17 protein-coding genes and 1 pseudogene are annotated in these 26,001 nt (G+C 50.9%); 7 read left to right on the top strand and 11 right to left on the bottom strand.

Features of this window, described 5'->3' with window-relative positions; translation table 11 throughout:
• Positions 1-32: 32 nt before the first annotated feature.
• The gene (macA, locus tag G4551_RS15285; protein ID WP_003036818.1) at positions 33-1,148 is read left to right on the top strand and encodes a macrolide transporter subunit MacA; all 1,116 of its coding nucleotides are present in this window, start codon (positions 33-35) and stop codon (positions 1,146-1,148) included.
• Complete coding sequence (gene macB, locus G4551_RS15280; RefSeq protein WP_003840216.1) at positions 1,145-3,091, top strand: macrolide ABC transporter ATP-binding protein/permease MacB; 1,947 nt, start codon at positions 1,145-1,147, stop codon at positions 3,089-3,091. The genes macA and macB overlap by 4 nt, the downstream gene beginning before the upstream one ends.
• Positions 3,092-3,165: 74 nt before the next feature.
• Here macB and cspD read toward each other — a convergent pair whose 3' ends face one another.
• The gene (gene cspD / locus G4551_RS15275) at positions 3,166-3,390 is read right to left on the bottom strand and encodes a cold shock-like protein CspD (protein WP_003036813.1); all 225 of its coding nucleotides are present in this window, start codon (positions 3,388-3,390) and stop codon (positions 3,166-3,168) included.
• A 323-nt stretch (positions 3,391-3,713) separates the two neighbouring features.
• On the opposite strand from cspD, the gene clpS reads away from it, so the two are divergent.
• Both clpS and clpA read left to right on the top strand, forming a co-directional pair.
• Complete coding sequence (gene clpS / locus G4551_RS15270) at positions 3,714-4,034, top strand: ATP-dependent Clp protease adapter ClpS (protein ID WP_003036810.1); 321 nt, start codon at positions 3,714-3,716, stop codon at positions 4,032-4,034.
• Between the two features lie 30 nt (positions 4,035-4,064).
• On the top strand, positions 4,065-6,341 hold the full coding sequence (gene clpA / locus G4551_RS15265; protein WP_003036804.1) for an ATP-dependent Clp protease ATP-binding subunit ClpA: 2,277 nt from the start codon (positions 4,065-4,067) through the stop codon (positions 6,339-6,341).
• Positions 6,342-6,545: 204 nt separating this feature from the next.
• On the opposite strand, the pseudogene G4551_RS15260 reads toward clpA, so the two are convergent.
• A pseudogene (locus G4551_RS15260) lies at positions 6,546-6,818 on the bottom strand (tyrosine-type recombinase/integrase); the annotation flags it as partial.
• A 27-nt stretch (positions 6,819-6,845) separates the two neighbouring features.
• Here G4551_RS15260 and G4551_RS15255 point away from each other — a divergent pair.
• Positions 6,846-7,340 carry a replication endonuclease gene (locus G4551_RS15255; RefSeq protein WP_003840221.1) on the top strand — a complete coding sequence of 165 codons (495 nt, stop codon included), beginning with the start codon at positions 6,846-6,848 and terminating at the stop codon, positions 7,338-7,340.
• A gap of 525 nt (positions 7,341-7,865) precedes the next feature.
• Positions 7,866-10,637 carry a hypothetical protein gene (locus tag G4551_RS23765; protein ID WP_032941239.1) on the top strand — a complete coding sequence of 924 codons (2,772 nt, stop codon included), beginning with the start codon at positions 7,866-7,868 and terminating at the stop codon, positions 10,635-10,637.
• A 531-nt stretch (positions 10,638-11,168) separates the two neighbouring features.
• Here the strand turns inward: G4551_RS23765 and trhP are convergent.
• The 8 genes from trhP to G4551_RS15205 all read right to left on the bottom strand — a co-directional run bounded on the left by trhP (position 11,169) and on the right by G4551_RS15205 (position 24,139).
• The gene (gene trhP, locus G4551_RS15240; RefSeq protein ID WP_003841757.1) at positions 11,169-12,530 is read right to left on the bottom strand and encodes a prephenate-dependent tRNA uridine(34) hydroxylase TrhP; all 1,362 of its coding nucleotides are present in this window, start codon (positions 12,528-12,530) and stop codon (positions 11,169-11,171) included.
• A 159-nt stretch (positions 12,531-12,689) separates the two neighbouring features.
• Positions 12,690-13,022: a YegP family protein gene (locus G4551_RS15235; protein WP_003841759.1), complete on the bottom strand. Its 333-nt coding sequence runs from the start codon at positions 13,020-13,022 to the stop codon at positions 12,690-12,692.
• Between the two features lie 135 nt (positions 13,023-13,157).
• Positions 13,158-13,880: an envelope stress response regulator BaeR gene (baeR, locus tag G4551_RS15230; protein WP_003036797.1), complete on the bottom strand. Its 723-nt coding sequence runs from the start codon at positions 13,878-13,880 to the stop codon at positions 13,158-13,160.
• Positions 13,877-15,280: an envelope stress sensor histidine kinase BaeS gene (baeS, locus tag G4551_RS15225; protein ID WP_003841761.1), complete on the bottom strand. Its 1,404-nt coding sequence runs from the start codon at positions 15,278-15,280 to the stop codon at positions 13,877-13,879. The genes baeR and baeS overlap by 4 nt, the downstream gene beginning before the upstream one ends.
• The gene (gene mdtD, locus G4551_RS15220; protein ID WP_003841763.1) at positions 15,280-16,692 is read right to left on the bottom strand and encodes an MFS transporter; all 1,413 of its coding nucleotides are present in this window, start codon (positions 16,690-16,692) and stop codon (positions 15,280-15,282) included. Before mdtD ends, baeS begins: the two co-directional genes overlap by 1 nt.
• Positions 16,689-19,769, bottom strand: coding sequence for a multidrug efflux RND transporter permease subunit MdtC (gene mdtC, locus G4551_RS15215; protein WP_003841765.1), 3,081 nt, complete (start codon positions 19,767-19,769; stop codon positions 16,689-16,691). Before mdtC ends, mdtD begins: the two co-directional genes overlap by 4 nt.
• The gene (locus tag G4551_RS15210; RefSeq protein ID WP_003841766.1) at positions 19,770-22,892 is read right to left on the bottom strand and encodes an MdtB/MuxB family multidrug efflux RND transporter permease subunit; all 3,123 of its coding nucleotides are present in this window, start codon (positions 22,890-22,892) and stop codon (positions 19,770-19,772) included.
• A complete protein-coding gene (locus G4551_RS15205) occupies positions 22,892-24,139 on the bottom strand; it encodes an MdtA/MuxA family multidrug efflux RND transporter periplasmic adaptor subunit (protein WP_003841769.1) in 1,248 nt (415 codons plus the stop codon). The genes G4551_RS15210 and G4551_RS15205 overlap by 1 nt, the downstream gene beginning before the upstream one ends.
• Positions 24,140-24,418: 279 nt before the next feature.
• Between G4551_RS15205 and G4551_RS15200 the strand changes: the two genes are divergently transcribed.
• Positions 24,419-24,478: a type I toxin-antitoxin system Ibs family toxin gene (locus G4551_RS15200; protein WP_106672390.1), complete on the top strand. Its 60-nt coding sequence runs from the start codon at positions 24,419-24,421 to the stop codon at positions 24,476-24,478.
• A gap of 99 nt (positions 24,479-24,577) precedes the next feature.
• Here the strand turns inward: G4551_RS15200 and yegD are convergent, their stop codons facing one another.
• Positions 24,578-25,930: a molecular chaperone gene (gene yegD / locus G4551_RS15195; protein ID WP_003841770.1), complete on the bottom strand. Its 1,353-nt coding sequence runs from the start codon at positions 25,928-25,930 to the stop codon at positions 24,578-24,580.
• Positions 25,931-26,001: the final 71 nt, after the last annotated feature.

The following is a 26,001-nucleotide window of genomic DNA, read 5'->3' as shown; positions in this document are numbered from 1 at the left end:
CTGGTGGACGTATTGGGGGAATTGGGACATTTATGAAGCTCAAGGGAAAAATCAAAAAACGCTATTTTCTATTCGCCATCATCCTTATTGTGGCGGTAATTGCACTTTGGCGAACGCTTAATGCGCCTTTACCTCAGTATCAAACATTAATTGTTCGTCCGGGCGATCTGCAGCAAAGCGTGCTGGCTACCGGTAAACTGGATGCGCTGCGTAAAGTTGACGTCGGGGCGCAGGTCAGCGGGCAGTTAAAAACGCTGTCGGTCGCGATTGGCGATAAAGTCAAAAAAGATCAGTTGCTCGGCGTAATCGATCCTGAACAGGCGCAAAACCAAATCAAAGAGGTTGAAGCGACGCTAATGGAATTGCGCGCCCAGCGTTTACAGGCAGAAGCTGAGTGGAAACTGGCGCGGGTGACGCTTTCCCGTCAGCAACAGCTGGCAAAAACCCAGGCCGTTTCACAGCAGGATCTCGACACGGCGGCCACCGAAATGGCGGTCAAACAGGCGCAAATTGGCACAATTGACGCGCAAATTAAACGTAATCAGGCTTCTCTCGATACGGCAAAAACCAACCTTGATTACACCCGCATTGTCGCGCCAATGGCAGGCGAAGTAACGCAAATTACTACCCTGCAAGGGCAAACCGTTATTGCCGCTCAGCAGGCACCTAATATTTTGACGCTGGCGGATATGAGCACCATGCTGGTAAAAGCGCAAGTTTCTGAGGCTGATGTAATTCACCTGCAACCTGGGCAAAAAGCCTGGTTTACCGTACTGGGCGATCCGCAGACGCGCTACGAAGGCACGCTGAAAGATGTTCTTCCGACGCCAGAGAAAGTGAATGATGCGATTTTCTACTATGCCCGCTTCGAAGTTCCCAATCCGAAAGGGATCCTGCGTCTGGATATGACCGCGCAGGTCCATATCCAGCTCACTGATGTCAAAAATGTTCTGACGATCCCGCTGTCGGCACTGGGCGATCCTATTGGTAACAACCGCTATAACGTCAGGCTACTGCGTAACGGCGAAACCCGCGAACGTGAAGTGGTTATCGGCGCGCGGAATGACACCGATGTGGAGATTGTGAAAGGGCTGGAAGAGGGGGATGAAGTCATTACAGGCGAGGGCAACGCTGGAGCTGCAAAATGACAGCATTGCTTGAACTGAGCCATATCCGCCGCAGCTATCCCTCAGGTGAAGGCCAGGTTGAGGTGTTGAAGGACGTATCCTTGAGCATTCAGGCCGGGGAAATGGTGGCGATTGTCGGGGCGTCGGGTTCGGGTAAATCGACGCTGATGAACATTCTCGGCTGTCTGGACAAACCTACCAGCGGTACGTATCGGGTTGCCGGACGGGATGTTTCCACGCTGGATAGCGATGCGCTGGCACAGCTGCGCCGTGAGCATTTCGGCTTTATCTTCCAGCGCTATCATTTGCTGTCACATTTAACCGCGGCGCAAAATGTCGAGGTGCCTGCGGTCTACGCTGGCACCGAGCGTAAGCAGCGCCTGGCGCGTGCGCAGGAATTACTCCAGCGGCTGGGGCTGGGCGACAGGGTTGATTATCAACCTTCTCAACTTTCCGGTGGTCAGCAGCAGCGGGTCAGTATCGCACGTGCACTGATGAACGGGGGACAGGTTATTCTTGCCGACGAACCCACCGGTGCACTGGATAGCCATTCCGGCGAAGAGGTGATGGCGATTTTGCATCAGCTGCGCGATCGCGGACACACGGTAATTATCGTCACGCACGACCCGCAGGTTGCCGCACAGGCCGAGCGGGTCATTGAAATTCGTGACGGCGAGATTGTGCGCAATCCGCCGCCACAGAAACCTTCTGGCGGACGCGATATCGCGGAGCCAACGGTGAAAACGGCATCCGGCTGGAGCCAGTTTGTCAGCGGTTTTCGTGAAGCGCTTACCATGGCCTGGCTGGCAATGGCTGCGAATAAGATGCGAACGCTACTCACCATGCTTGGGATCATCATCGGTATTGCTTCTGTGGTGTCGATCGTGGTGGTAGGCGATGCGGCTAAACAACTGGTACTGGCAGATATTCGCGCTATTGGTACTAACACCATTGATATCTATCCTGGCAAAGATTTCGGCGACGACGATCCGCAATATCAACAGGCATTGAAGTATGACGATTTGACGGCGCTACAGAAGCAGCCCTGGGTCAGTTCGGTAACACCTGCAGTGTCGAAGAACCTGCGGTTACGCTATGGCAATATCGACGTTGCTGCCAGTGCTAACGGCGTTAGCGGCGACTATTTCAACGTCTATGGCATGACATTTAGCGAAGGGACCACCTTTAACGCCGAGCAACTGGCGGGGCGCGCTCAGGTGGTGGTGCTCGACAGTAATACCCGGCGCCAGTTGTTCCCCAATAAAGCGAAAGTTGTCGGCGAAGTCGTGCTGGTGGGAAATATGCCGGCCACGGTAATTGGCGTTGCAGAAGAGAAACAGTCGATGTTCGGCAGTAGCAAGATCCTGCGGGTCTGGCTGCCCTACAGCACCATGTCCGGACGAATTATGGGGCAGTCGTGGCTGAACTCGATCACCGTGCGAGTAAAGGATGGTTTTGACAGTGCCCAGGCCGAACAGCAACTGACCCGACTGTTGACGTTGCGCCACGGTAAGAAGGATTTCTTCACCTGGAATATGGACGGTGTCTTGAAAACCGCTGAAAAGACCACACGTACATTACAACTCTTCCTGACGCTGGTGGCGGTGATTTCGCTGGTGGTTGGTGGGATTGGCGTGATGAATATTATGCTGGTTTCGGTAACCGAACGAACGCGTGAGATTGGCATTCGTATGGCGGTAGGCGCGCGTGCCAGTGATGTGCTGCAACAGTTCTTAATTGAAGCGGTGTTAGTGTGTCTGGTTGGCGGCGCGTTGGGCATTAGCCTGTCGATGCTGATCGCCTTTACACTTCAGCTATTCCTGCCGGGCTGGGAAATTGGATTCTCACCCGTCGCGCTGTTGACGGCGTTCCTGTGTTCGACTGCAACTGGGGTGTTGTTTGGCTGGCTACCGGCGCGGAATGCGGCACGTCTGGATCCAGTAGATGCTCTGGCGCGGGAATAATGCCACAGAGATAAAAATGCCAGCCGCAAAGGCTGGCATTTTGACTGCAGGATGTACACAATGAGACAGAAGAGCTATGCGACAGCTTCTGCTTCAATGACAGGCACGATGACACTGGCATGATTGCCTTTTGGCCCCTGGTGGACATCAAACTGGACAGACTGTCCGGCTTTTAGCGTTCTGTAACCATCCATCTGAATGGTGGAATAATGGGCGAAAATATCTTCGCCGCCGCCTTCGGGGCAAATGAAACCAAACCCTTTGGCGTTGTTGAACCACTTAACAGTACCCGTTTCCATACTTCGACATCCTTCGTAAATCTTATATAAGTAAGATGGAATGAACCGGTGGCGGAGTGGGGGCTGTTCAAAACCTCGCCAACTCTCGAAACTACAATTTAGAGAAATCAGGCGGGGCGTCAAGCGCCAGGCAGACAGAATAGGGTAAAAATGCATCAAAATTTGAAGCAGTTAACGCTATTGTCGGTTATGTGACAGATGTCGCGGATGGCACTAATAGATGATAGTTATCTAATACTTGAGGTAGATTGATTGTGCGCATAGGCTGCTTGTCAGCGGCAAGATTTTCTGCCGGAAACCGTAACTGAAGATGACGACTGACAATGGGTAAGACGAACGACTGGCTGGATTTCGATCTGCTGGCGGAAGACAAATTGCGCGACGCGCTAAAACCGCCATCTATGTATAAAGTGATATTAGTCAATGATGATTACACTCCGATGGAGTTTGTTATTGACGTGTTACAAAAATTCTTTTCTTATGATGTAGAACGTGCAACGCAACTGATGCTTGCAGTTCACTATCAAGGCAAAGCGATTTGCGGCGTGTTTACTGCCGAAGTGGCTGAAACCAAAGTAGCGATGGTGAACAAATATGCGAGGGAGAACGAGCATCCGTTGCTGTGTACGCTGGAAAAAGCCTGAATGCAGGCATAAACATTGGGGGAGGTGCCTATGCTCAATCAAGAACTGGAACTCAGTTTAAACATGGCTTTCGCCAGAGCGCGCGAGCACCGACATGAGTTTATGACCGTCGAGCACTTGTTACTGGCGTTGCTCAGTAACCCGTCGGCCCGCGAAGCGCTGGAAGCGTGTTCTGTGGATCTGGTGGCGCTCCGTCAGGAACTCGAAGCCTTCATTGAACAGACCACACCTGTATTGCCTGCCAGTGAGGAAGAGCGCGACACGCAGCCGACGTTGAGTTTTCAGCGTGTACTGCAACGTGCGGTCTTTCATGTTCAGTCCTCCGGACGCAATGAAGTTACCGGCGCAAATGTGCTGGTTGCTATCTTCAGCGAGCAGGAATCTCAGGCGGCTTATCTGCTGCGTAAGCATGAAGTAAGTCGTCTTGATGTGGTGAATTTTATCTCTCATGGCACGCGTAAAGACGAACCCAGCCAGTCTTCTGACTCTGGGAATCAGCCAAATAACGAAGAGCAAGCTGGCGGGGAGGACCGTATGGAGAACTTCACGACTAACCTTAACCAGCTTGCCCGAGTGGGCGGAATTGATCCGCTCATTGGCCGGGACAAAGAGCTGGAGCGCGCCATTCAGGTACTGTGCCGTCGCAGAAAAAACAACCCGCTGCTGGTGGGAGAGTCCGGTGTCGGTAAAACCGCCATTGCCGAAGGCCTCGCCTGGCGTATCGTCCAGGGTGATGTGCCTGAAATCATGGCTGATTGTACCCTTTACTCCCTGGATATCGGCTCGCTGCTGGCAGGCACTAAATATCGCGGTGATTTTGAGAAACGCTTTAAGGCGCTGCTGAAACAGCTGGAACAGGATACTAACAGCATTCTGTTTATCGATGAGATCCACACCATTATCGGTGCGGGTGCGGCATCGGGCGGCCAGGTGGATGCGGCTAACCTGATCAAGCCGCTGCTCTCCAGCGGTAAGATCCGTGTTATAGGCTCCACAACCTATCAGGAATTCAGCAATATCTTTGAAAAGGACCGTGCGTTAGCGCGCCGTTTCCAGAAAATCGATGTCACTGAGCCATCGGTAGAAGAGACCGTGCAGATAATCAATGGTCTGAAGCCGAAATACGAAGCGCACCATGACGTCCGCTATACCGCCAAAGCGGTGCGTGCAGCGGTCGAACTGGCGGTGAAATACATTAACGATCGTCATCTGCCGGATAAAGCGATTGACGTGATTGATGAGGCGGGCGCGCGTGCGCGTCTGATGCCGGTCAGTAAGCGCAAGAAAACCGTCAACGTGGCGGATATTGAGTCCGTGGTGGCCCGCATTGCGCGGATCCCGGAGAAGAGCGTATCGCAGAGCGATCGCGACACGCTGAAAAACTTGGGCAACCGTCTGAAAATGCTGGTATTCGGACAGGATAAAGCCATTGAGGCGCTGACTGAAGCGATCAAAATGAGCCGTGCCGGTCTGGGACACGAGCATAAGCCGGTCGGTTCGTTCCTGTTTGCCGGACCAACTGGTGTTGGTAAGACCGAAGTCACGGTGCAGCTCTCCAAAGCCCTCGGCATTGAACTGCTGCGTTTTGATATGTCCGAGTATATGGAACGCCACACGGTCAGCCGTCTGATTGGTGCGCCTCCAGGATATGTCGGTTTTGACCAGGGCGGTTTGCTGACTGATGCTGTTATTAAGCATCCGCATGCGGTACTGCTGCTGGATGAAATCGAAAAAGCGCACCCGGATGTCTTTAACCTGTTGCTGCAGGTGATGGATAACGGCACGCTGACCGACAATAACGGGCGTAAAGCGGATTTCCGTAACGTGGTACTGGTCATGACCACCAACGCTGGTGTACGTGAAACTGAGCGTAAATCGATTGGGTTGATTCATCAGGACAACAGTACTGATGCGATGGGCGAAATCAAAAAAGTGTTTACGCCGGAATTCCGTAACCGTCTCGACAACATTATCTGGTTCGATCATCTCTCTACCGAGGTGATTCATCAGGTTGTTGATAAGTTTATCGTCGAGCTTCAGGTTCAGCTGGATCAGAAAGGTGTCTCTCTTGAAGTGAGTCAGGAAGCTCGTGACTGGCTGGCAGAGAAAGGCTATGACCGCGCAATGGGCGCACGCCCAATGACGCGTGTTGTCCAGGATAACCTGAAAAAACCATTGGCTAACGAACTTCTGTTCGGTTCGCTTGTGGATGGTGGCCAAGTGACCGTTGCGCTGGATAAAGAGAAAAATGAGCTGACCTATGGTTTCCAGAGTGCACAAAAGCACAAGCCAGAAGCAGCACATTAATCTTTAATCACCTAATGAGCCGGGCGTAATGCCCGGTTTTTTTTCGCCTGAAAGTAAAGATTTGAATTGGGGAGATTCGGAGAGTTTAAATGGCAGGCAAAAAATAAGCCTGCGTAAGGGCGTTTTTCAGGGTAGGTAACATAGGCTTTCAGCGGTGCAATGCGGGTTTGCGCGGCACGCAAGACTACTGAAAGCCATAATAAACTACCCTACTGTGGACACTGTGTGGACACTCCGGGAGTCAACACCACCACGTAGCGGATTGAGTGAAACAACATCCTGAAGATACTCCGGGGCAAAGTGCGCATAGACCATTGTCTGCTCTATCCGTGAATGTCCCAGTATTCTCTGCAAGGTGATGATACTCCCGCCGTTAATCATAAAGTGGGTAGCAAAACTGTGACGCAATGCGTGAGTTGCTTGCCCGTCCGGTAGATCTGGTTTTACATCTTTCATTGTTCGCCTGAACTTCGGGTACTGGAACATTCAACTGAATTGTTTGAAGTGATGAAGGAATACGCCACCCGCGAAGATGAGGACGAATTGCAGGGTAAGTATGGCATTCGCCCACGTTTCGAAATGAAGCCTATCGATCATGAAATCGGAAGCGCCACCGGTTATGTGGTGAAGTACATCAGCAAGAATATTGATGGTTACGCGCTCGACGGTGAAACAGACGACGAGAACGGCAGACCATTACAGGCAAGGCCGTTGACCTTGCTGTTGATCTTAAGGGCGCGTGCCAATAACTGTACTGAGGTTAATAAACATACAAATTCAAGAGATGGTAATTCACAACCAAGTGATCCTGAACAGTATGAAATTGGTCAATTGACATGTGAGCAGCAAAAAAGGCTCAATGAAAGTATCCGAAACTACAAATCGGAACGCAAAAAATCGCCTGCTTACGAGTTTGAGGCCCTAGCTAATGCTATTATGACCTATGATAATGATGATATTGAACAGGCTAGGGTGGAGAGCTATCTGAAAGTTGCTTAGGAGCTGCAACAACAGGAAAGGGCTACACCTGCTGTTACTGGGCCAGCTCCACCTCCAGCAGAACGAATTAATATATTGAATGATTTCGCTAGGTCAGTAGGCATGGAATTCAATACCAGTATGTTGTTACACCTTGCACGTGGCGGGCATTTACGTATTGATGGTTTTATTATCGCTGCCACTAGATGTGGAAAGCTGAGACGCCAAAAAGATAACAGTACTGACCGCAGAGTTGTCAATTTTTGGCAACGCATGGAACTACATTATAATATTGACAGCAAGGAGATTACGCATGACCCATTCGGCTATTATACCGAGATGTTGAAGAAAGCAGGTCGAGTAGCCAGGTACAAGTTGTTTGGTGTAAGCGTGCTGAAGGGATAAGTATTTTTGAGGGGAGGAGAGTGAAAAAGGATATTTTATGCATGATTTAACTGCGATGAAAGCGTGATGTATAATAAATAATGGGCTTTATTTAATTACATAGCGGCATTATATGTTTAAAATTGCAAAGGATATTATGTAATGGGTTTTGAAAGGTGGCGAATCTTATCTTGGTTAGATAAGAAAATGGCTTTAATTATTTTTTTATATCTAACGGTAATGGCTTTGGGGATCTATGGGGTTTTTAATTCTAACTTATTTGATTCAATGCCTGAGTATCTATTCCTCACACCGTCTTTCTTTAATGATACTAAGCTTAATTGGACGACTAGTGTTTGGGCAGGAGTATTAGGTATTCATGGAACTATTGCAGCTTTATCTATAACTTTTATGGGGATGTTTGTTAGTCAGGTGTCAAGTTACTCAGAGGCGGGGTTTAAGGATATATGTAAGTCATTGCTTTTACGTCGGAATAATTTTTTGAATTTCAGTTTAAATTCTATCTTTAGCTTGTTATGTGGGATTGTCCTTTTAGCTTGTGGTGGAGGGATAATTGCTTACATCATTTCAATTGCCGTATCACTATTCTTTATTTTAAGTTATGGGTTAATGTACTTAAAATTATATGACGTTACAGAAAACCCAACAGTTATAACAGACTATTTGTTTGCAGAATTGAAGTCTACAGGGGAACGCTATTATTATTTTAATCTCCATCAGCAGGAGGTAACTAATAGTTTTAATCTATGTTGTGAAGCATTGAGTCATATTGAAAGTGGGTGGCCTGTCGATTTTTTAACAATGGATCAGCGATCACTAGAAGTTTTTCCTGAAAAAAGTAAACTGGTGTTAAGTGGTTTCTGTCCTGTATGTCTAAATGAGATTAATAGCGTAATTAAAGACAGCATTGGTAACTCTAAAATAGTTTTGCGCATGAGCCTTGATTTCTACCAAAATATATCAAATTCTTCATTTAGTATTGAGTTTGAGAAAGAAAGACCTCTTGATGAAAAAATTATTTTTCAGATTGAAAATATGCTCAAAAAAGCTTTGCAGACAAAGAAAGTAAATCCTGTTGAAATTGCTTTGTACCAAAAGTATGAACAAGCAGTAGTACAAAATATCAGGAGCAGCTTATTAAAAGGTAGTGAGTCAGGAATTGATTTTGGTGTTAAATCTTTACTAACGCTCACGGATAAAAATCATGTGGTTAGAACTATAAATGCTTTGGATCATTCATTTGGATATTCAAATAAAAAAAATAACATAGATTATGCTATTTTGGCTGCATTTTTTGAGAAAGTCTCAACAGAGATACTCTTAAGGAATAATTTTAAGATAGCAAGTGAGGTAATGGGCTCGATTATAAATCTTGGTAGATATCTTTATACTAATGATTATTTTTACGAATTTTATCGCCTAATATCTCAATCTCTTCATCATCGTGCAAGATATGGATTTGGAGATGATGATTTTAGCATTCTTGATTTGTATTTATATACAGTTCGTCAAAATTTGATGGCTAAAAATTATATGGCGTTTGAGTTGAATACAAAATTCTTAACTAATGAGTTACGTTATCTTGAGCATGCTAATGACGGAGAATCATTAAGTGTAATTGAAAGTAAAATGGTTCAGTTCGTAAAAAGCATAGTGACGTTAATTTTGATTCGCTTGAGCTATCTTTTAGATAATATTAAGCAAGAAAAAGATGAGTTTAATAACCTGTGTAATTACTTGGAATCATGGTGTAATGCGGCGTTCCTTGAGGATGTATACTATAAAGAAGGAACCTATGATGCACTTTTTATAATACCAAATGAACCCGACTTTGATGCGAGTAGAATTCTAAGGGAAATTCCTGATTATGAAGTAACATCCATATCTATAAGTAATGATACTTATAGAGCTATAGCATTTCTTATGACACAATCTCCATTCAATAATAATAAATTCAATCCAATTTTCATACGAGATAAAAAAGATTTTTTAGAAAAAACAGGAATTACAACTCACCAGTTGCAATCAATAATAACATATCTGAGGAGCGATCATTTTATAAGGATGCTTGAAGCAGTAAAAGAAGGTAGTTCTGATAAAGCAAATGGGGAAGTTATTTCTGAAACTGTTGAACGTATAATTCATGAGAAAAATAGCTTGCTTTCAAAATATATTATTGAATCTGAGTTGAATGATGACTTAGTTCAAAAATATAAAAATGAAGTGGCGGTTTATTTTAAGAGATATTTAGATAAGATTCTGGATGTAAATGAACTTCCGGTGTCTAATACCATAGCTAGCGATACTTTATTTTATATTATAAATAAAAGAGAAGTGCTGAAATCCATTGATGGAGTTCATTACTCAATGAGTGGTGGGATTTACGCCGAAAAAGGCATTTATAATTGGATTAAAGTGATTTTGAATAAGATAAAATCGAAGCCTAAAAATATTCTGAAAATAAACAACCTAGATGAATTGCCAACTCATAAATTAATAACAATTAAAAATAAAATAGAAAATGAATCTGGTGTATATCGTTATTGTAAAGGTTTGAGAATGACTGATAGTGAAGGTGTTTTAGAGCTAGGTGATGCAGGTCTTTATTATATGGATTTTGAAAATGAATTTTTATTCAGAAAAGGAAGGACTTTGTTTGACATAATGATTGAGAAAATTACTGATAAAAATATAGAGTCAATCGGTGGTGCAAATGTCTTTGAAGATGAAAATCCCTTTTTATATGCCCTAATGTCATTGAGGGTTAATTTAGAATTAATTGAAAAGACAAAATATAATTTTTACTTTCTCTCGATAGACAAATGCAGAGAACTCGCAGCATTGAGCGATCGTAGAGTACATTTATCCTTTGATAAAGAAACCGTTTTGGATGGTTCTCAGAACATATCATAACTATGTTATTTAAAATTTGCAGCACTTTGCAAACGTCACCGTGCAGCCAGTTGCTAACTAACTGGATAACATGATGTTTTTAAAAGGATCGTTTTAGTTTCCGTGACGATTAAAATGATTAGGTGGCATCCAGTAATTTTGGGTCGCGGATGTGACGAAGTCTTGCGCGGCGCGGGCTGGCGGCTGGTTTGCTGTGCTCTGGGTTTTGCAAAATGATGCATGAAGTTTTAATAAAAGGATCTACAGCGAAGGGGGAGGGGAAAGTATTAAAAAACCCCGTTTGTGGACGGGGTTTGTTTGATGTGGTCAATGTGTGGACATTGTAAGAAACAAATCCATTTATTTCAGTAGATTACAGGCAAAAAATAAGCCTGCGTAAGGGAGATTACGCAGGCTAAGGAGGTGGTTCCTGGTACAGCTAGCATTTATGGGTTATGTTTTTCAGCGGAGGGGATAATACCCTTAATGAGCGAAACGGTATGTGATCGATTTCTAAGAATCTTCCGAACGCTGAAAAATAACCGTAATTAACTACTTAGCATGCGGGTTTCGTGTGGACTCGCTGGCAAAATTACGCATCAACAATGCATAATTCAGCTCGATATCCTCTGGCACAGGCATCCACACGGTGTAACCATCGCCCGGCGCAACTGGCATGGCTTCGCCTTTCGCGTTTTCCATCTGCTCGAGAGTAAAGTTGATGTTGCCCTGTGGGGTCATCAGCTCCAGGCTGTCGCCGACGGTGAATTTGTTTTTTACCAGCACGGCCGCCAGTTCACCTTTACGTTCGCCGGTGAATTCGCCGACAAACTGCTGACGCTCGGAAACAGAGAAGCCGTATTCGTAGTTCTGATAGTCGTCATGTGTATGGCGGCGCAGGAACCCTTCGGTGTAACCACGATGCGCCAGGCCTTCCAGCGTTTCCAGCAGTTGCGGGTCGAACGGTTTACCGGCTGCGGCATCATCAATGGCTTTACGATAGACCTGCGCGGTACGTGCACAGTAATAGTACGACTTGGTGCGGCCTTCGATCTTCAGGGAATGCACGCCCATCTGCGTCAGGCGCTCAACGTGGGCAATGGCACGCAAATCCTTCGAGTTCATGATGTAAGTGCCGTGTTCGTCTTCGAATGCGGTCATGTACTCACCCGGGCGCTGGGCTTCCTCAATCATAAAGACTTTGTCTGTTGGTGCGCCAATACCCAGCGTGGGTTCGACGTTTTGTACCGGGATAGGCTCGTACTTATGCACGATATTGCCCACTACATCTTCTTTCCCTTCCTGCACGTTGTATTCCCAGCGGCAGGCATTGGTACAGGTACCCTGGTTTGGGTCACGCTTGTTGATGTAGCCAGAGAGCAGGCAACGGCCGGAGTAAGCCATGCACAGCGCGCCGTGAACGAAGATCTCAAGCTCCATATCCGGCACCTGGGTGCGGATCTCTTCAATCTCTTCCAGCGACAGCTCACGGGAGAGGATCACGCGGGTCAGCCCCATCTGCTTCCAGAATTTCACCGTCGCCCAGTTTACGGCGTTAGCCTGTACCGAAAGGTGAATGTCCATGTCAGGGAAGTTTTCGCGCACCAGCATAATCAGACCAGGGTCTGACATGATCAGTGCATCCGGCCCCATTTCCACCACCGGTTTCAGATCACGAATGAAGGTCTTCAGCTTGGCATTATGTGGGGCAATGTTAACCACCACATAGAATTTTTTACCCAATTCATGGGCTTCATTAATACCGAGCTGCAGGTTTTCGTGGTTGAATTCGTTGTTGCGTACGCGCAGTGAGTAACGCGGTTGGCCCGCATACACAGCGTCTGCGCCATAGGCGAAAGCGTAACGCATGTTTTTCAGCGTTCCCGCCGGGGAAAGGAGTTCCGGTTTAAACATAATTTTCTCGTTCTGATGACAGGTCAGACTCGCCTCACTCAATGAGGCGGTTAGGGGAGTGCCCCCATATTAAGGGCGGGCATTGTAGCGCTGCAGGGAAGGCAGGTAAAGAAAAACGCCGGGCGACAGCGTTGCGTTACCCGGCTGAGCGAGTAATTATCAGGTCTTATCTTTTATCGTCTGACTGACACCATTGGTCTTAACCGAAGTAATACCGGTCTCGCGTGACTGTTCATTCGCATACAGTTGACTGCTACCAATAATCTGGTGGTTTGCAGCTTTCAGGTTGAAATGTAATTTTCCATTAGCCGCTGTTTTTTTCTCATAACGCTCATCCAGAGGGCTGTTAGCCTGGACAGATGCGATCCCTTTTTCCGCAGCGCCTTTGGTAGTGTAAAGCTCGCTAGTAAGGATTATTTCCCCGTTCCCAGCTTTAAGAACAAAGCGGTACTGATCATCGCTACTTTTACTTAATTCAAACCAACCAGCCATATGAACTCCTTGATTAAAAGTTTTAGATCAAACAGTTATTGACGACAGTGTTGTCAGAAAGAGTATGAGCGATATTTGGAGAGTTGCTAGTCACCAGGGCCCCATGGAGCAGCGGGCCCTGAAGGGCAGGAGTGTTTAAGCAATTCGGCAGGCGTCGGCTTCCCAGCGATACCCCACGCCATAGACCGCGCGGATAAACGACTGCTCAGCATCCAGTGACTCCAGCTTGCGTCGCAGGTTCTTAATATGGCTGTCGATGGTGCGGTCGGTAACGACGCGATAATCGTCATAGAGATGGTTAAGTAATTGTTCTCGGGAGAATACTTTTCCCGGCTCATGTGACAACGTTTTAAGTAAGCGGAATTCGGCGGGCGTTAAATCGAGCATCTTCCCACGCCAGGAGGCCTGAAAACGGCCTTCATCGACGATAAGCGGGCTTTCTGCATCCATTTGTTGTAGTTCGCGCTGCGGTTTGCATCGGCGCAGGATCGTTTTAACGCGCGCGACGACTTCGCGCGGGCTGTACGGTTTACAAATATAATCATCTGCACCGATCTCCAGCCCCAGCAGGCGATCAATCTCTTCGATTTTAGCGGTTACCATCATGATGGGGACTTCTGAGAAGCGGCGGATTTCCCGACACAGGGTCAGACCATCGGTACCGGGCAGCATCAGATCCAACAAGATCAGATCGGGCGGTGTTTGGCGCACGTAAGGCAGAACCAGGTCGCCGTGGCTGATGAGCGTAGGAGCGTAGCTCGCTGCCCGCAGGTAGTCGATGAGCAGTTGCCCCAGCTTGGGTTCGTCTTCCACGATCAGAATACGCGGCGTGTTTTCATCAATGGGTAACTCAGTCATACATCTCTCTGTAAATCGCGTTCCAGCGGTAACTCTACTGTAATGCTAACCCCACCAAAAGGCGAATGGGCGGCGCGGATCAGACCATTATGCGCTTGTACGATATTGACGCAAATCGCCAGCCCCAGTCCGGAACCTCCGCTGGCGCGGTTACGCGAGCCTTCGGTGCGATAAAATCGTTCAAACAGCTTCTGTAACTGCTCGTCACTTACGCCGGGAGCGGAATCTGCGAAGGTTAATAACACCATACGTTCGCGTTGTTCGGCGCTGATGTGCAGCCCGCCACCGCTGTCGGTATAACGCAGACTGTTTTCCAGCAGATTGTTGAACAACTGCATCAGACGATCCCTGTCGCCAAATACCGTCATGCTGTCCGGGAGCGAGAGTTGAAGCGTTAGTCCACGACTGGCAAAGCGTTCACGAAATGCGCCGCTTGCCACCTCAAGCAGCGGGATAAGATCCAGCGATGATTTCTGATAGGCCAGCGCACCTTCATCTGACATGGAGAGCTGATGAAGGTCGTCAACCAGTTTGGTGAGCGTACCCACTTCAGCCTGCAAAGAGGCAACGGAGTCGGGCGTGAACTGGCGGACACCATCCTGAATGGCCTCCAGTTCACCGCGCAACACCGCCAACGGCGTGCGCAGTTCGTGAGAAATGTCGGCCATAAAGTCACGACGCATCTGCTGGTTTTTTTCCAACGTACTGGCGAGCTGGTTGAAGTCCTGCGCCAGCTTGCCTAGCTCATCCGTACTGGTTGGCGTAACGCGAGTGGTGAAATCGCCCGCCGCCAGTTTGTGCGTGCCTTCCACCAACCGTTTAACCGGGGCCAGCAGGCTGCGCGCCAGCGTAAACGTTGCCAGCGCAGCCAGAATCGTGGAGAGCGCGACGATAAGCCAGCTGGAACGTCTTTGCTGCATGTCGAAATTGATATCGGTATTACGCGTTAAACGCTCCACCGGAGAGGCAATCACAGCACCCACTTCGCTACCGTTGACGCGGATGGGATGGCGCATACCGTCGCGGGGGACAGGAGCCCGCGGGCCGACCAGTACGTGGGCATTTTGATCGACAACCCAAAACTGTGTACGCCAGCCGTGTGGCGGCATGCCTGGACCCGGTTTATCATCGTCGTTGTCGTGTTCAAAAGAGCGCAGGATCTGGAAAACGAAACGATCGTTATTGCGTAAGAATCGCCAGTTGCCGTGCTGCGCGTACTGCTCGCTTAACGCGTCGCTGAGCATTTGCAGCCGCTGTTCGTTACCGTGCTTAATATAGTCGATAAAACCGCGTTCGAAGCTTATGCGTACGGCCCAGTGCATGCTGATCAGCAACACAATGCAGGTGGCGAAAATCGCCAGAAACAGTTTGCCGGTGATACCGGGCCGCCAGAACTTCATCAGGTGCTCCTTTTGCGTCGTGAAATCACCGCATTGGTTTGCGTGTCGTTCGGCACGCGGGCAAAAATAATGGCGGGCAGCGCAATAATGAATGCAATGCACAACCAGGTATACATAAAGACGCTATGCGTACTACCGCTGTCGATGGCGATATGCTGCTGGCCAAACATGCCTAACAGCAGGCCCGCGATGGTCACCCCGATACTCATCGACAGCTGCATGATCATCGACAGCAAGCTGTTGCCGCTGCTGGCGAGATCGTCAGGCAGATCTTTTAACGTCAGGGTATTCATGGATGAAAAGCGCGTTGAGTTGACCATTCCCTGTAAAAACAGCACGAAGGGCAGGGCGTAATACCAGCCCAGCAGTGCCGTGGTCATTAGCAACAGACTGACCAGCGACAGGCCAAGCGTGGTGGTAATCAGTACGCGACGGTAACCAAAGCGGTTAACGACCTGCACCACAATGCGCTTCATGCCCATACTGCCCAGCACCATCGGGATCATCATCAGTCCGGCATGAAACGGTGAAAAACCGAGGCCAATCTGTAAAAACACCGGCGTCATAAACGGCAGCATACCGCTGCCGATGCGTCCGGCAAAACTGCCGAACAGACCTAGCGAGAAGGTCGATGTGCGAAACAGATTCAGGCTAAACAGCGCGCGGGGATTTCGATGGGCGTGTTTCAGATACAGCGCAATAGCCAGCACCCCGCAGATGACCAACGCCGCCAGCGTGATACTGGAGAGTCCGGTTCCTTTGCTGCCATCGAGCGCCAGCGTCAGAACCGCCATACCGACCGCCAGCATCGCGAATCCGGAGAGGTCGAAGCGTCGGGTTTGCATGGTGTAGTTGGGCATCAACATTAACGTCGCTATCGCGCCGACAATGCCTACCGGAATGTTAATCAAAAAGATCCAGTGCCAGGAGGCGTATTCAACCAGAATCCCGCCTAACGCTGGGCCCAGCAGCGGGCCGATTTGACCGGGTAAAGTGACAAACGTCATCGCCGCCATATATTGCTCACGCGGGACGATTTTCATCACCGTCAGCCTGCCGACTGGCACCATCATCGCACCGCCAACGCCTTGTAAGACGCGCGCCATCACCAGCTCGTTGAGCGTGCTGGACCCGGCGCAAAACAGCGAGCCAAGCGTAAACAGGATAATGGCGGTGAAGAAGATATTACGCACGCCAACTTTGTCCGCCAGCCATCCGCTGGCGGGCAGCATCACGGCAACGGTTAGTACATATGACACTATGACCATATGCATGTGTAACGGGCTTTCCCTGAGGCTTGCCGCCATCGAGGGAAGCGCGGTATTAACGATGGTGGTATCCAGCGACTGCATAAAAAAACCAAATGCCACAATCCAAAGTTGCCAGCGGGTGCTGTCGGGAAGTTCTGTCATAACTCTGCTACCGGTTTGCTGTTTTTACGCGAAAAACGCAGACGCAGACGGTCGAAAAAGAGATAGACCACAGGCGTGGTGTACAGCGTCAGGAGCTGGCTCACGACCAGTCCACCGACAATGGTTATCCCCAACGGCTGGCGCAGCTCGGAGCCATCCCCTGCGGATAACACCAACGGCAGTGCGCCAAACAACGCCGCCAGCGTGGTCATCATTATTGGGCGAAAGCGCAACAGGCAGGCCTGGAAAATAGCTTCTTCCGGCTGCAGCTTACCGTTTCTCTGCGCTTCCAGCGCAAAATCGACCATCATGATGGCGTTTTTCTTCACAATTCCAATTAATAGCATGATCCCTATCAGGGCGATTAGGCTGAACGGGGCATTGAACAGCTCCAGCGCCAGCAGAGCCCCGACCCCTGCCGAAGGTAGCGTGGAGAGAATGGTCAGCGGATGTACATAGCTTTCATACAGCATACCCAGCACGATATAGACGGTGGCGATGGCGGCGATTATCAGGATCACCTGCGAGTTCATCGTGTCCTGAAATACCTGGGCGGTACCGGCAAAGCTGCCACGAACCGTGGAGGGGACGCCTAGCTGGGTCATGGTTCTGTTGATGGCCTCTGTCGCTTCTGACAGTGAAGAACCTGTCGGCAGGTTAAACGACACGGTTGAGGCGGCAGATAATCCCTGATGGTTTACCGACAGTGGCGCATTCGCTGGCTGCCATTTGGCAAAGTACGATAACGGGATCGCCTTACCTTCATTGTTGATGACGAACATTTTGTCCAGCGCGCTGATGTCCTGGGTGTAACGTCGATCGACCTCCATCACCACTTTGTACTGGTTCATCGGCTGATAGATGGTTGAAATTTGTCGCTGACCAAAGGCGTTATTCAGCAGGCTATTGGCGGCTGCCACGTCGATCCCAAGACGAGACATGGTGTCGCGATCGTAAATCAGATTCATCTCCGCGCCATTGTCCTGCTGATCGGAGTTGACGTCCGCCAGTTGGGGCAGGGCGGCAAGCGCCTTACGGATCTTCGGTTCCCACTCACGCAGCGCCGCCAGATCGTCGGACAGCAATGTGTATTGATAGCTGGCGTTGGCCTGGCGTCCGCCAACGCGGATGTCCTGCACCGCCATCAGAAACAGATTCGCACCTGGTTCTTTTGAAAGCGCAACGCGCAGGCGGTCGATCACCTGCTGAGCGGTTTCACGGCGCTCATCGCGTGGCTTGAGGGTAATAAACATCATCCCGCTGTTAACCCGTGACCCACCGGTAAAGCCGGTGACATTGTTCACCGCCGGATCGTCGCGGATGATCTTCATAAAATCCTGCAGTTTACCGCGCATCGCCTGGAAAGAGATGCTCTGGTCAGCCTGGATCCCTCCCATCAATACGCCCGTATCCTGCTCCGGGAAGAAGGTTTTGGGGATGGAAATATAAAGCCAGATATTCAGCGCAATGGTGCCGAGTAATACCACGCCCACCAGTCGCGTGTGGCGCAGTACCCATTTAAGTGAAGTGCCGTAGCTTTGCTGCAGCGCTACCAGCACGCGACCAAATCCCCGTTTACGCGACTGTTCACGCGGGGCGCTGGATTTAAGCATCCAGCCGCACATCATTGGCGTTAATGTCAGCGACACCAGCAGCGAGATACCGATGGCAACCGACAGCGTGACGGCAAATTCGCGCAGCAGGCGTCCAGGCAATCCGCCCATTAACAGCAGCGGCAGGAATACCGCCACCAGCGACAGGCTCATGGAAAGCACGGTGAATCCCACTTCGCGCGTACCCTGTAACGCCGCCTGGAGTGGCTTCATTCCTGCTTCCAGGTGGCGGGCAATATTTTCCAGCACCACGATGGCGTCATCTACGACAAATCCCGTGGCAATGGTTAACGCCATCAACGACAGGTTGTTCAGGCTGAATCCGCACAGATACATGGCGGCAAAGGTACCGATCAGCGAGACCGGAACCGCTACCGCGGGGATCAGAGTCGCACGCCCGGATCGCAGGAAAACAAAGACCACCAGGATAACCAGCGCCACGGAGATAATCAGCGTCTGTTCGACTTCCTCTAGTGAAGCGCGAATGGTCGGTGAACGGTCCTGGGCGATTTGCAGATCGATGGCGGCCGGGACCAGCGTTTGTAACTCCGGTAATTTGGCGCGAATGCTATCTACCGTCTGAATAATATTGGCTTCCGGTAGCTTGCGGATCATCAGCAGAATGGCCGGTTTGGCGTTGGTCATCCCCGCGTTACGAACGTCCTGTACAGAGTCGGTTATAGACGCAACATCACCCAGTCGCACCGCTGAGCCGTTGTTATAGTGGATGATAATAGGTTGATATTCGGCGGCGGTTTTCAGCTCATCGTTAGTTTGTACCTGCCAGCGATGGGTATCATTCTCGATAGCACCCTGCGGCTTACGCACGTTGGCATTGTCGATCGCGCTACGCACGTCGTCCAGCGACACGCCCTGGTTAAACAGCGCCTGCGGGTTGAGTCCTACCCGCACGGCAGGCAGAGAACTGCCTCCAACGTCCACGTCGCCCACACCGTCGATTTGCGCGATGGTCTGCGCCAGTTGTGTTGATGCGAAATCGTACAGTTCACCCTGCGAGTAAGTGTCCGACGTCAGCGTCAGGATCATGATTGGCGCATCGGAAGGGTTAGCTTTGCGATACGTTGGTCGGCTCGGCATCCCGCTGGGCAGCAGGCTTTGCGCGGCGTTAATCGCGGCCTGAACGTCCCGCGCCGCGCCATTGATGTCACGGTCGAATTTGAATTCGAGAATAATACGCGTACTGCCAAGCGAACTACTCGAAGTCATTTCGTTTACGCCCGCGATGCGGCCCAGCGAGCGCTCCAGCGGAGTTGCGACCGAAGACGCCATCGTTTCAGGGGAGGCACCGGGTAATGATGCGCTGACCATAATCACCGGAAAATCCACCTGCGGCAGCGGAGCGACCGGCAGCAGACGAAAGCCCAGAATACCGCACAGGGTGATAGCCACCGAAATGAGAATGGTCGCCACCGGCCGATGAATGAAAAGCGCGAAAAATTTCATTTACGCTTCCTCTTCCTGACGCGGGAAACGGCTTTTCACATACAGCGACAGACGGTCAAACAGCAGATAAATTACCGGAGTGGTAAACAGGGTTAATACCTGACTCACAAGCAGTCCACCGACCATGCCAATGCCTAACGGACGGCGTAACTCTGCGCCCACACCGGTACTTAACATCAGCGGCAACGCGCCGAGCAGTGCCGCCAGCGTAGTCATCAGAATTGGGCGGAAACGCAGCAGACAGGCCTGGAAAATAGCATCGCGCGGCGCCATGCCTTGTTCGCGCTCCGCGGCAAGGGCAAAGTCGATCATCATGATGGCGTTTTTCTTGACGATACCGATGAGCAAAATAATGCCAATAATCGCGATGACGTCCAGTTCGCTGCCGGCAATCATTAACGCCAGCAGTGCCCCGACGCCCGCCGTCGGCAGCGTGGAGAGAATAGTAATTGGGTGAATAAAGCTCTCATACAGCACGCCGAGGACGATATACATCGCGACAACCGCAGCCACAATCAACCAGATGGTATTTCCCAGCGCGGCCTGGAAGGCGAGCGTGCTACCCTGGAACTGGGTAGTAATATTTGCGGGCAGGTTAAGCGTTTTTTCGGCATCCAGAATCGCCTGTACCGCATCACCCAGCGAATGTTCGTCTGGCACGTTGAACGAGATGGTGGTGACCGGGAACTGATCGAGGTGGTTAATCGACAGCGGGGCAAAACGCTGTTCAATACTGGCGATCGCGCTGAGCGGTACTATGCCACCGTCGCTACTGGTCAGACGTATTGTATCCAGTGCCGCAAGCCCCGGCGTATTGTTGGTGTTATGTTCTAACACCACGCGATATTGATTTGCCTGGGTGTAAATAGTCGAAATCAAACGCTGGCCGAAGGCGTTGTACAGGGCGTTGTCGACATCTGACATGCTGATGCCCAAACGGCTTGCGCTGTCGCGATTGACGTTCACATACGCTACCAGCCCTTTGTCCTGCCAGTCGCTGCTGACGTCGGACAGTTGCGGTAGCTGCTGTAGTTTTGCTAACAGCTGTGGAACCCAGGTGCTGAGGGCATCAAGGGATGTCGCTTGCAGCGTGAATTGATATTGCGTCCGGCTCACCTGAGTATCAATCGTCAGATCCTGAGTGGGCTGAAGATAAAGGTCAACTCCGGGAACCCTGTCAACCGCGTCCTGTAAGCGCGCAATCACTTTCTGCACCCGATCGTCACGTTCATCCAGCGGTTTAAGGTTGATTTGCAAACGCGCGCTGTTCAATGCCGGATTAGTACCATCCACACCGACAAAAGCGGTCAGGCTCTCTACCGCCGGATCTTTAAGGATGACATCTGATACCTGACGCTGGCGCTCGGCCATGCTGGCGAATGAGCTGGACTGCGGTGCCTGTAGCGTACCCTGGATAATGCCGTTGTCCTGGATTGGGAAGAAACCTTTGGGGATAAAAACCCATAGCATGACGCTCAATGCCAACGTGCCGAGCGCTACGCTCAGCGTCAGCCACGGGTGGTTAAGTACTTTTGCCAGCCAATGACCGTACCCGGCTATGACGCGATCAAACACTCGCTCTGAGGCGCGGGAGAAGCGATTCTGCTTACGCAATGAGGCCTGATTCAGCATACGCGCGCACATCATCGGCGTAAGAGTGAGCGAGACAACGGCGGAAATCAGAATCGCCACCGCCAGCGTAACGGCGAATTCACGGAACAAGCGCCCGACGATATCGCCCATGAATAGCAGTGGGATCAATACCGCAATCAATGAAAACGTCAGAGAGATGATGGTAAAACCAATCTCGCCTGCGCCCTTCAGGGCAGCAGTCAGCGGTTTTTCGCCTTTTTCGATATAGCGTGAAATATTCTCGATAACCACGATAGCGTCATCCACAACAAAGCCTGTCGCGATGGTTAGCGCCATTAAGGTCAGGTTGTTGATGGAGAAATCAAGAAATACCATCACCGCGAAGGTGCCGATTAACGACAACGGTACGGCGACTGCAGGAATAATCGTCGCCGGAACATTGCGCAGAAACAGGTAGATAATCATCACCACCAGCGCTATCGCCAGCATCAACTCGAACTGGGTGTCTGCAACAGAGGCACGAATATTGGTGGTGCGATCGGAAAGTACGCTGACCTTAACCGATTTGGGCAGGCTTTCGGTGAGCTGTGGCAGCATCTGGCGGATACTGTCTGCCGTGGCGATGATGTTCGCCCCAGGCTGGCGCTGCACATTCATCACTATAGCTTGTTGCTTATTTGCCCATGCACCCAGCCAGCTGTTTTCTGCTCCTTGTTCGACGGTAGCGACATCGCCCAGACGAACCGGTGCACCGTTTTTATAGGCAATAATGAGCTGACGATATTCATCTGCGGACTGCATCTGGTCGTTAGCTGAAAGGGTAACGGCGCGCGTTGGGCCATCAAGACTCCCTTTTGCTGAATTGACGTTGGCACTGGTAATGGCCGTACGGATGGTTTCGCTGGTCAGACCGAGTGCGGCAATGGCCTGAGCGTTAAGTTTCACGCGGACCGCCGGACGTTGCCCACCGGAAAGTGTTACCAGACCCACGCCGGATACCTGAGAGATTTTCTGCGCGACGCGGGTTTCGACCATATCTTCCACCTGCGTCATCGGCATGGCGCTGGAAGTGACTGCCAGCGTCATGATCGGCGGATCTGCCGGGTTTACCTTGCTGTAGACCGGAGGGTTAGGTAGATCGCTAGGTAATAAATTGGTGGCGGCGTTAATCGCGGCCTGAACTTCTTGCTCGGCAACATCCAGCGGGAGCGTCAGTTGAAACTGTAACGTAACGACCGATGCGCCACCGGAGCTTTGTGATGACATCTGTTTTAAGCCAGACATCTGGCCAAACTGACGTTCAAGCGGCGCGGTTACCGCCGAGGTCATGACGTCCGGGCTGGCGCCAGGGTAGAGCGTAACGACCTGAATCGTGGGGTAATCCACTTCAGGTAAGGCGGCGATTGGCAGGAAGCGATAACCGATAATACCGGCAAGCAAAATCGCGACCATCAGCAGCGTAGTGGCGACGGGGCGCAGAATGAACAGGCGCGATGGTCCGCCTGTGTTGTCCGGAGGTAACACCTGCATCAGGAGTTGGCTCCTTTTTTGCCGTATCCGCGTGGCGCTGTTTTCTCATCGGAAACAGAGGCGTCGTGCGCCTCAACGACTTCGACTTTTGCGCCTTCCGTCAGACGGTCAATACCGTCAGTCACGACCCGATCGCCTGCGGACAACCCAGCGGCGATCACCACTTTTTGGCTGTCCTGAATACCCGGTTTAACCAGATGCTTGCTCACTTTATTGTCGCTGTTCAGTACCCAGACAAAGTGCCCTTCGTTGCCCATCTGCAGGGCTGCTGTTGGGATCACAACGGCATTTTGCTGTGTGTCGACCAGCATGCGGGCGTTGACGAACTGGTTAGGGAATAACGCATCATCCTGATTGTTAAAACGGGCTTTAACTTTGATGGTTCCTGTAGTGGCATCAATCTGATTGTCGAGACTGAGCAGGACGCCTTCACTCAGTTTTTGTGAATTGGTTCGGTCCCAGGCTTCGACCTTCAGCTGGCTCCCCGATTTTTGTGCCTGCAACACGGTAGCAATGTCGTTTTCAGGCAAAGTAAATATCAGGTCGATGGGATGAGTTTGCGTAATGACGACGATCCCGGTGGTATCGCCGCTGGAAATTTGGTTACCGACATCGACCTGCTTCAGGCCGACACGACCATCGACAGGTGCGGTTATCCGACTCCAGTCGAGCTGCAACTGAGCGCTGGCGACACTGGCTTCATCCGCTTTGATTGTGCCTAACGTCTCATTGACCAGCGCCTGCTGGGCATCCAGCTCCTGGCGGGAGACCAGATTGGTTTTAACCAACTGTTGATAGCGGGCAAGATCGCGACGGGCATTCGCCAGCGTGGCTTTATCTTTTGCCAGTTGTCCCTGCGCCTGAGCCAGAGCGACTTTGAACTGGCTGGGATCTATCTCTGCCAGCAGGTCGCCGGCTTTTACCTGTTGTCCTTCCTCAAAGTGTAAGGCAATGAGCTGACCGTCCACCCGGCTACGTACCGTGGCGGTATTGGCGGCAGTAATGGTACCCAGCCCTGTCAGGTAACGTGGAACGGCTTCCTCGGTGGCGGTGGCAGCCTGCACGGGAGCCAACGGTCCGGAGCGCATTCCACGGCGTGCCGACCCAGGCGTGTGCTGCGCTGGTTTGGTAGCGCCCGGTGCGGTTTCCTGGGAAGCGCTGTGGCTTTGCCAGAACCAGATGGCGGCGACGGCGGCCACGACGATCACGATTGCTATCACCCAGCGGGATTTATTACTGCCTTTCATTGTTATGAGTTTCTCATCCTGAAACGATTCGCGGAATGATACTAGTTTAGCCAGCGAACAAGGGAGAAAAATGGAGGAATTATGAAACACTGTCGGGATTCGTCTGAATGCTGACGCGGCTTTGCGAGGCGTTACGCAACAATTTGCGGCGAAAATAGCGAATGCGTCATTGTGCGTTAGAGTGCGGTCAAGGCAAAAGGAGGTAAGCCAGAGATTTCAGCGGGACGCTGGAACGGGAAAGCCCCCTCCCGAGGAAGGGGCCAAAATAAGGAAAGGGTTATGATGAAGTACGTCATCATACTGGTGATACTCTTAGTCATTAGCTTACCGGCTTACTAAGACACCAGGGGGAGGGGAAACCTTCCCTAACCCTCACTCCTGAAAATAAGCCACAGCAACGGTGATGTCAATACGCACACCTTTCAGCTTGCGAGCGGCTTAGCGGAAAACAACGTCAGCCCAGCGGGCCAGACCGGCGGTGACAGAACCGAAGTCATCGCCACCCGCGATAGGGATCCCAGGAAGCTGCTGGGCGAGGGCTTTTTTAATCAGCGGTGAACGCGCGCTGCCGCCGGTCAGATAAATCACGTCCGGTTTTTCCTGCGCGTTGTCCAGCGCCAGTTGGACCTGCTCCAGAATGCGCGCCAGGGGCTGATTGAGCGCGGCCTCCAATCCATGTTGACTAATATCGGTTGCCAGCGTGTCGCTGATAAACGGTATCGCCGCCGTTACAATGGTCTGGTCGGAAAGCGCGATCTTGCTCTCTTCTGCGCTGCGCACCAGGCGATAGCTCAGACGCTCGCGCCAGACTTTGAGCAGCAAGGCTACTTTATCGGCTTCTTTCGCGTCGCGGACAAGATCGTTCAGTAAACGACCGTTGGCGCTGCTGTAGAAATCACTTTGCGCGGGAACATCGTTGATCGCGACCGCGTTCCACCAGGGGAGAATCGGTAAGGCGATCCCTTTTTCAGTCTCACCGCCCATACCTAGCAGCGGCATCAGGTGTTTAAACGCCAGCGCGATATCCAGATCGTTCCCGCCTACACGGCAGCCACTGTGTCCCAGCAGGCTGTTTTCGCGATCGGCGCGCTGATGCCATTGCGGCCCCATCAGCAGCAGTGAACAGTCGGTCGTACCCCCGCCAATATCTACCACCAGCACGCGTTTCTCATCCTGCAGTGTGGCTTCGTAATCCAGCCCCGCTGCTACCGGCTCGTACTGGAAGACGACATCCTGAAAACCGGCACGTTTGGCCGCACGTTCAAGAATCCCCTGCGCCTGGATGTTGGCGTCATCGCCACCTAATCCCTGGAAGTTGATGGGGCGACCAATTACGGCCTGAGTGATAGCTTCCGGCAATTGGCTTTGCGCCTGGTTGCGAATGTGCAGCATCATTGCACAGACCAGATCTTCAAAAAGCGCAACTTGCTGCGGCTTCAGACCGCTGGCACCCAAAAATGATTTTGGCGATTTAACGAAGTACACCTCTTCCGGGTCTTCAATATACTGACCCAGCGATGTCAGACCGAACTGCACGCTGTTGGCGTTAACGTCGATGTCCTCTTCGCGATTGTAGCGCATCGCACGGCGAAGCAGCGCCTGTGTTTCATCGTCCGTGGTTGGAACGTCGTGATGGCGATACAGCCACTCGCTAACCGCTTCGCGCGTTGGTGCACACAGCATTGAGGGTAGCAGCGTGCTGTTATTTTCCATTTTGAGCAGGTGGGGCTGCCCATCACGCATAACGGCCACTGAACAGTTTGCCGTACCGTAGTCAAAACCAATAAACACCGTAAAAATCCCCATGCCAGTGAAGAAGGGGCGTGACTTTAACGAATAGTTGACGGCCCGACAACTGGAAT

It is taken from the genome of Citrobacter freundii ATCC 8090 = MTCC 1658 = NBRC 12681 (genome assembly GCF_011064845.1).
Lineage (GTDB): Bacteria > Pseudomonadota > Gammaproteobacteria > Enterobacterales > Enterobacteriaceae > Citrobacter > Citrobacter freundii.
The sequence above is the reverse complement of the archived record's forward strand: the minus strand, read 5'-3'. Positions and strand labels throughout refer to the sequence as shown.

Coding starts and splice junctions, on each gene's coding strand:
- mdtC (WP_003841765.1), bottom strand. CDS start 19,769: ATGAAATTTTTCGCGCTTTTCATTCATCGGCCGGTGGCGACCATTCTC.
- G4551_RS15205 (WP_003841769.1), bottom strand. CDS start 24,139: ATGAAAGGCAGTAATAAATCCCGCTGGGTGATAGCAATCGTGATCGTC.
- clpA (WP_003036804.1), top strand. CDS start 4,065: ATGCTCAATCAAGAACTGGAACTCAGTTTAAACATGGCTTTCGCCAGA.
- mdtD (WP_003841763.1), bottom strand. CDS start 16,692: ATGACAGAACTTCCCGACAGCACCCGCTGGCAACTTTGGATTGTGGCA.
- cspD (WP_003036813.1), bottom strand. CDS start 3,390: ATGGAAACGGGTACTGTTAAGTGGTTCAACAACGCCAAAGGGTTTGGT.
- clpS (WP_003036810.1), top strand. CDS start 3,714: ATGGGTAAGACGAACGACTGGCTGGATTTCGATCTGCTGGCGGAAGAC.
- baeR (WP_003036797.1), bottom strand. CDS start 13,880: ATGACTGAGTTACCCATTGATGAAAACACGCCGCGTATTCTGATCGTG.
- G4551_RS23765 (WP_032941239.1), top strand. CDS start 7,866: ATGGGTTTTGAAAGGTGGCGAATCTTATCTTGGTTAGATAAGAAAATG.
- G4551_RS15235 (WP_003841759.1), bottom strand. CDS start 13,022: ATGGCTGGTTGGTTTGAATTAAGTAAAAGTAGCGATGATCAGTACCGC.
- trhP (WP_003841757.1), bottom strand. CDS start 12,530: ATGTTTAAACCGGAACTCCTTTCCCCGGCGGGAACGCTGAAAAACATG.
- G4551_RS15210 (WP_003841766.1), bottom strand. CDS start 22,892: ATGCAGGTGTTACCTCCGGACAACACAGGCGGACCATCGCGCCTGTTC.
- macA (WP_003036818.1), top strand. CDS start 33: ATGAAGCTCAAGGGAAAAATCAAAAAACGCTATTTTCTATTCGCCATC.
- macB (WP_003840216.1), top strand. CDS start 1,145: ATGACAGCATTGCTTGAACTGAGCCATATCCGCCGCAGCTATCCCTCA.
- baeS (WP_003841761.1), bottom strand. CDS start 15,280: ATGAAGTTCTGGCGGCCCGGTATCACCGGCAAACTGTTTCTGGCGATT.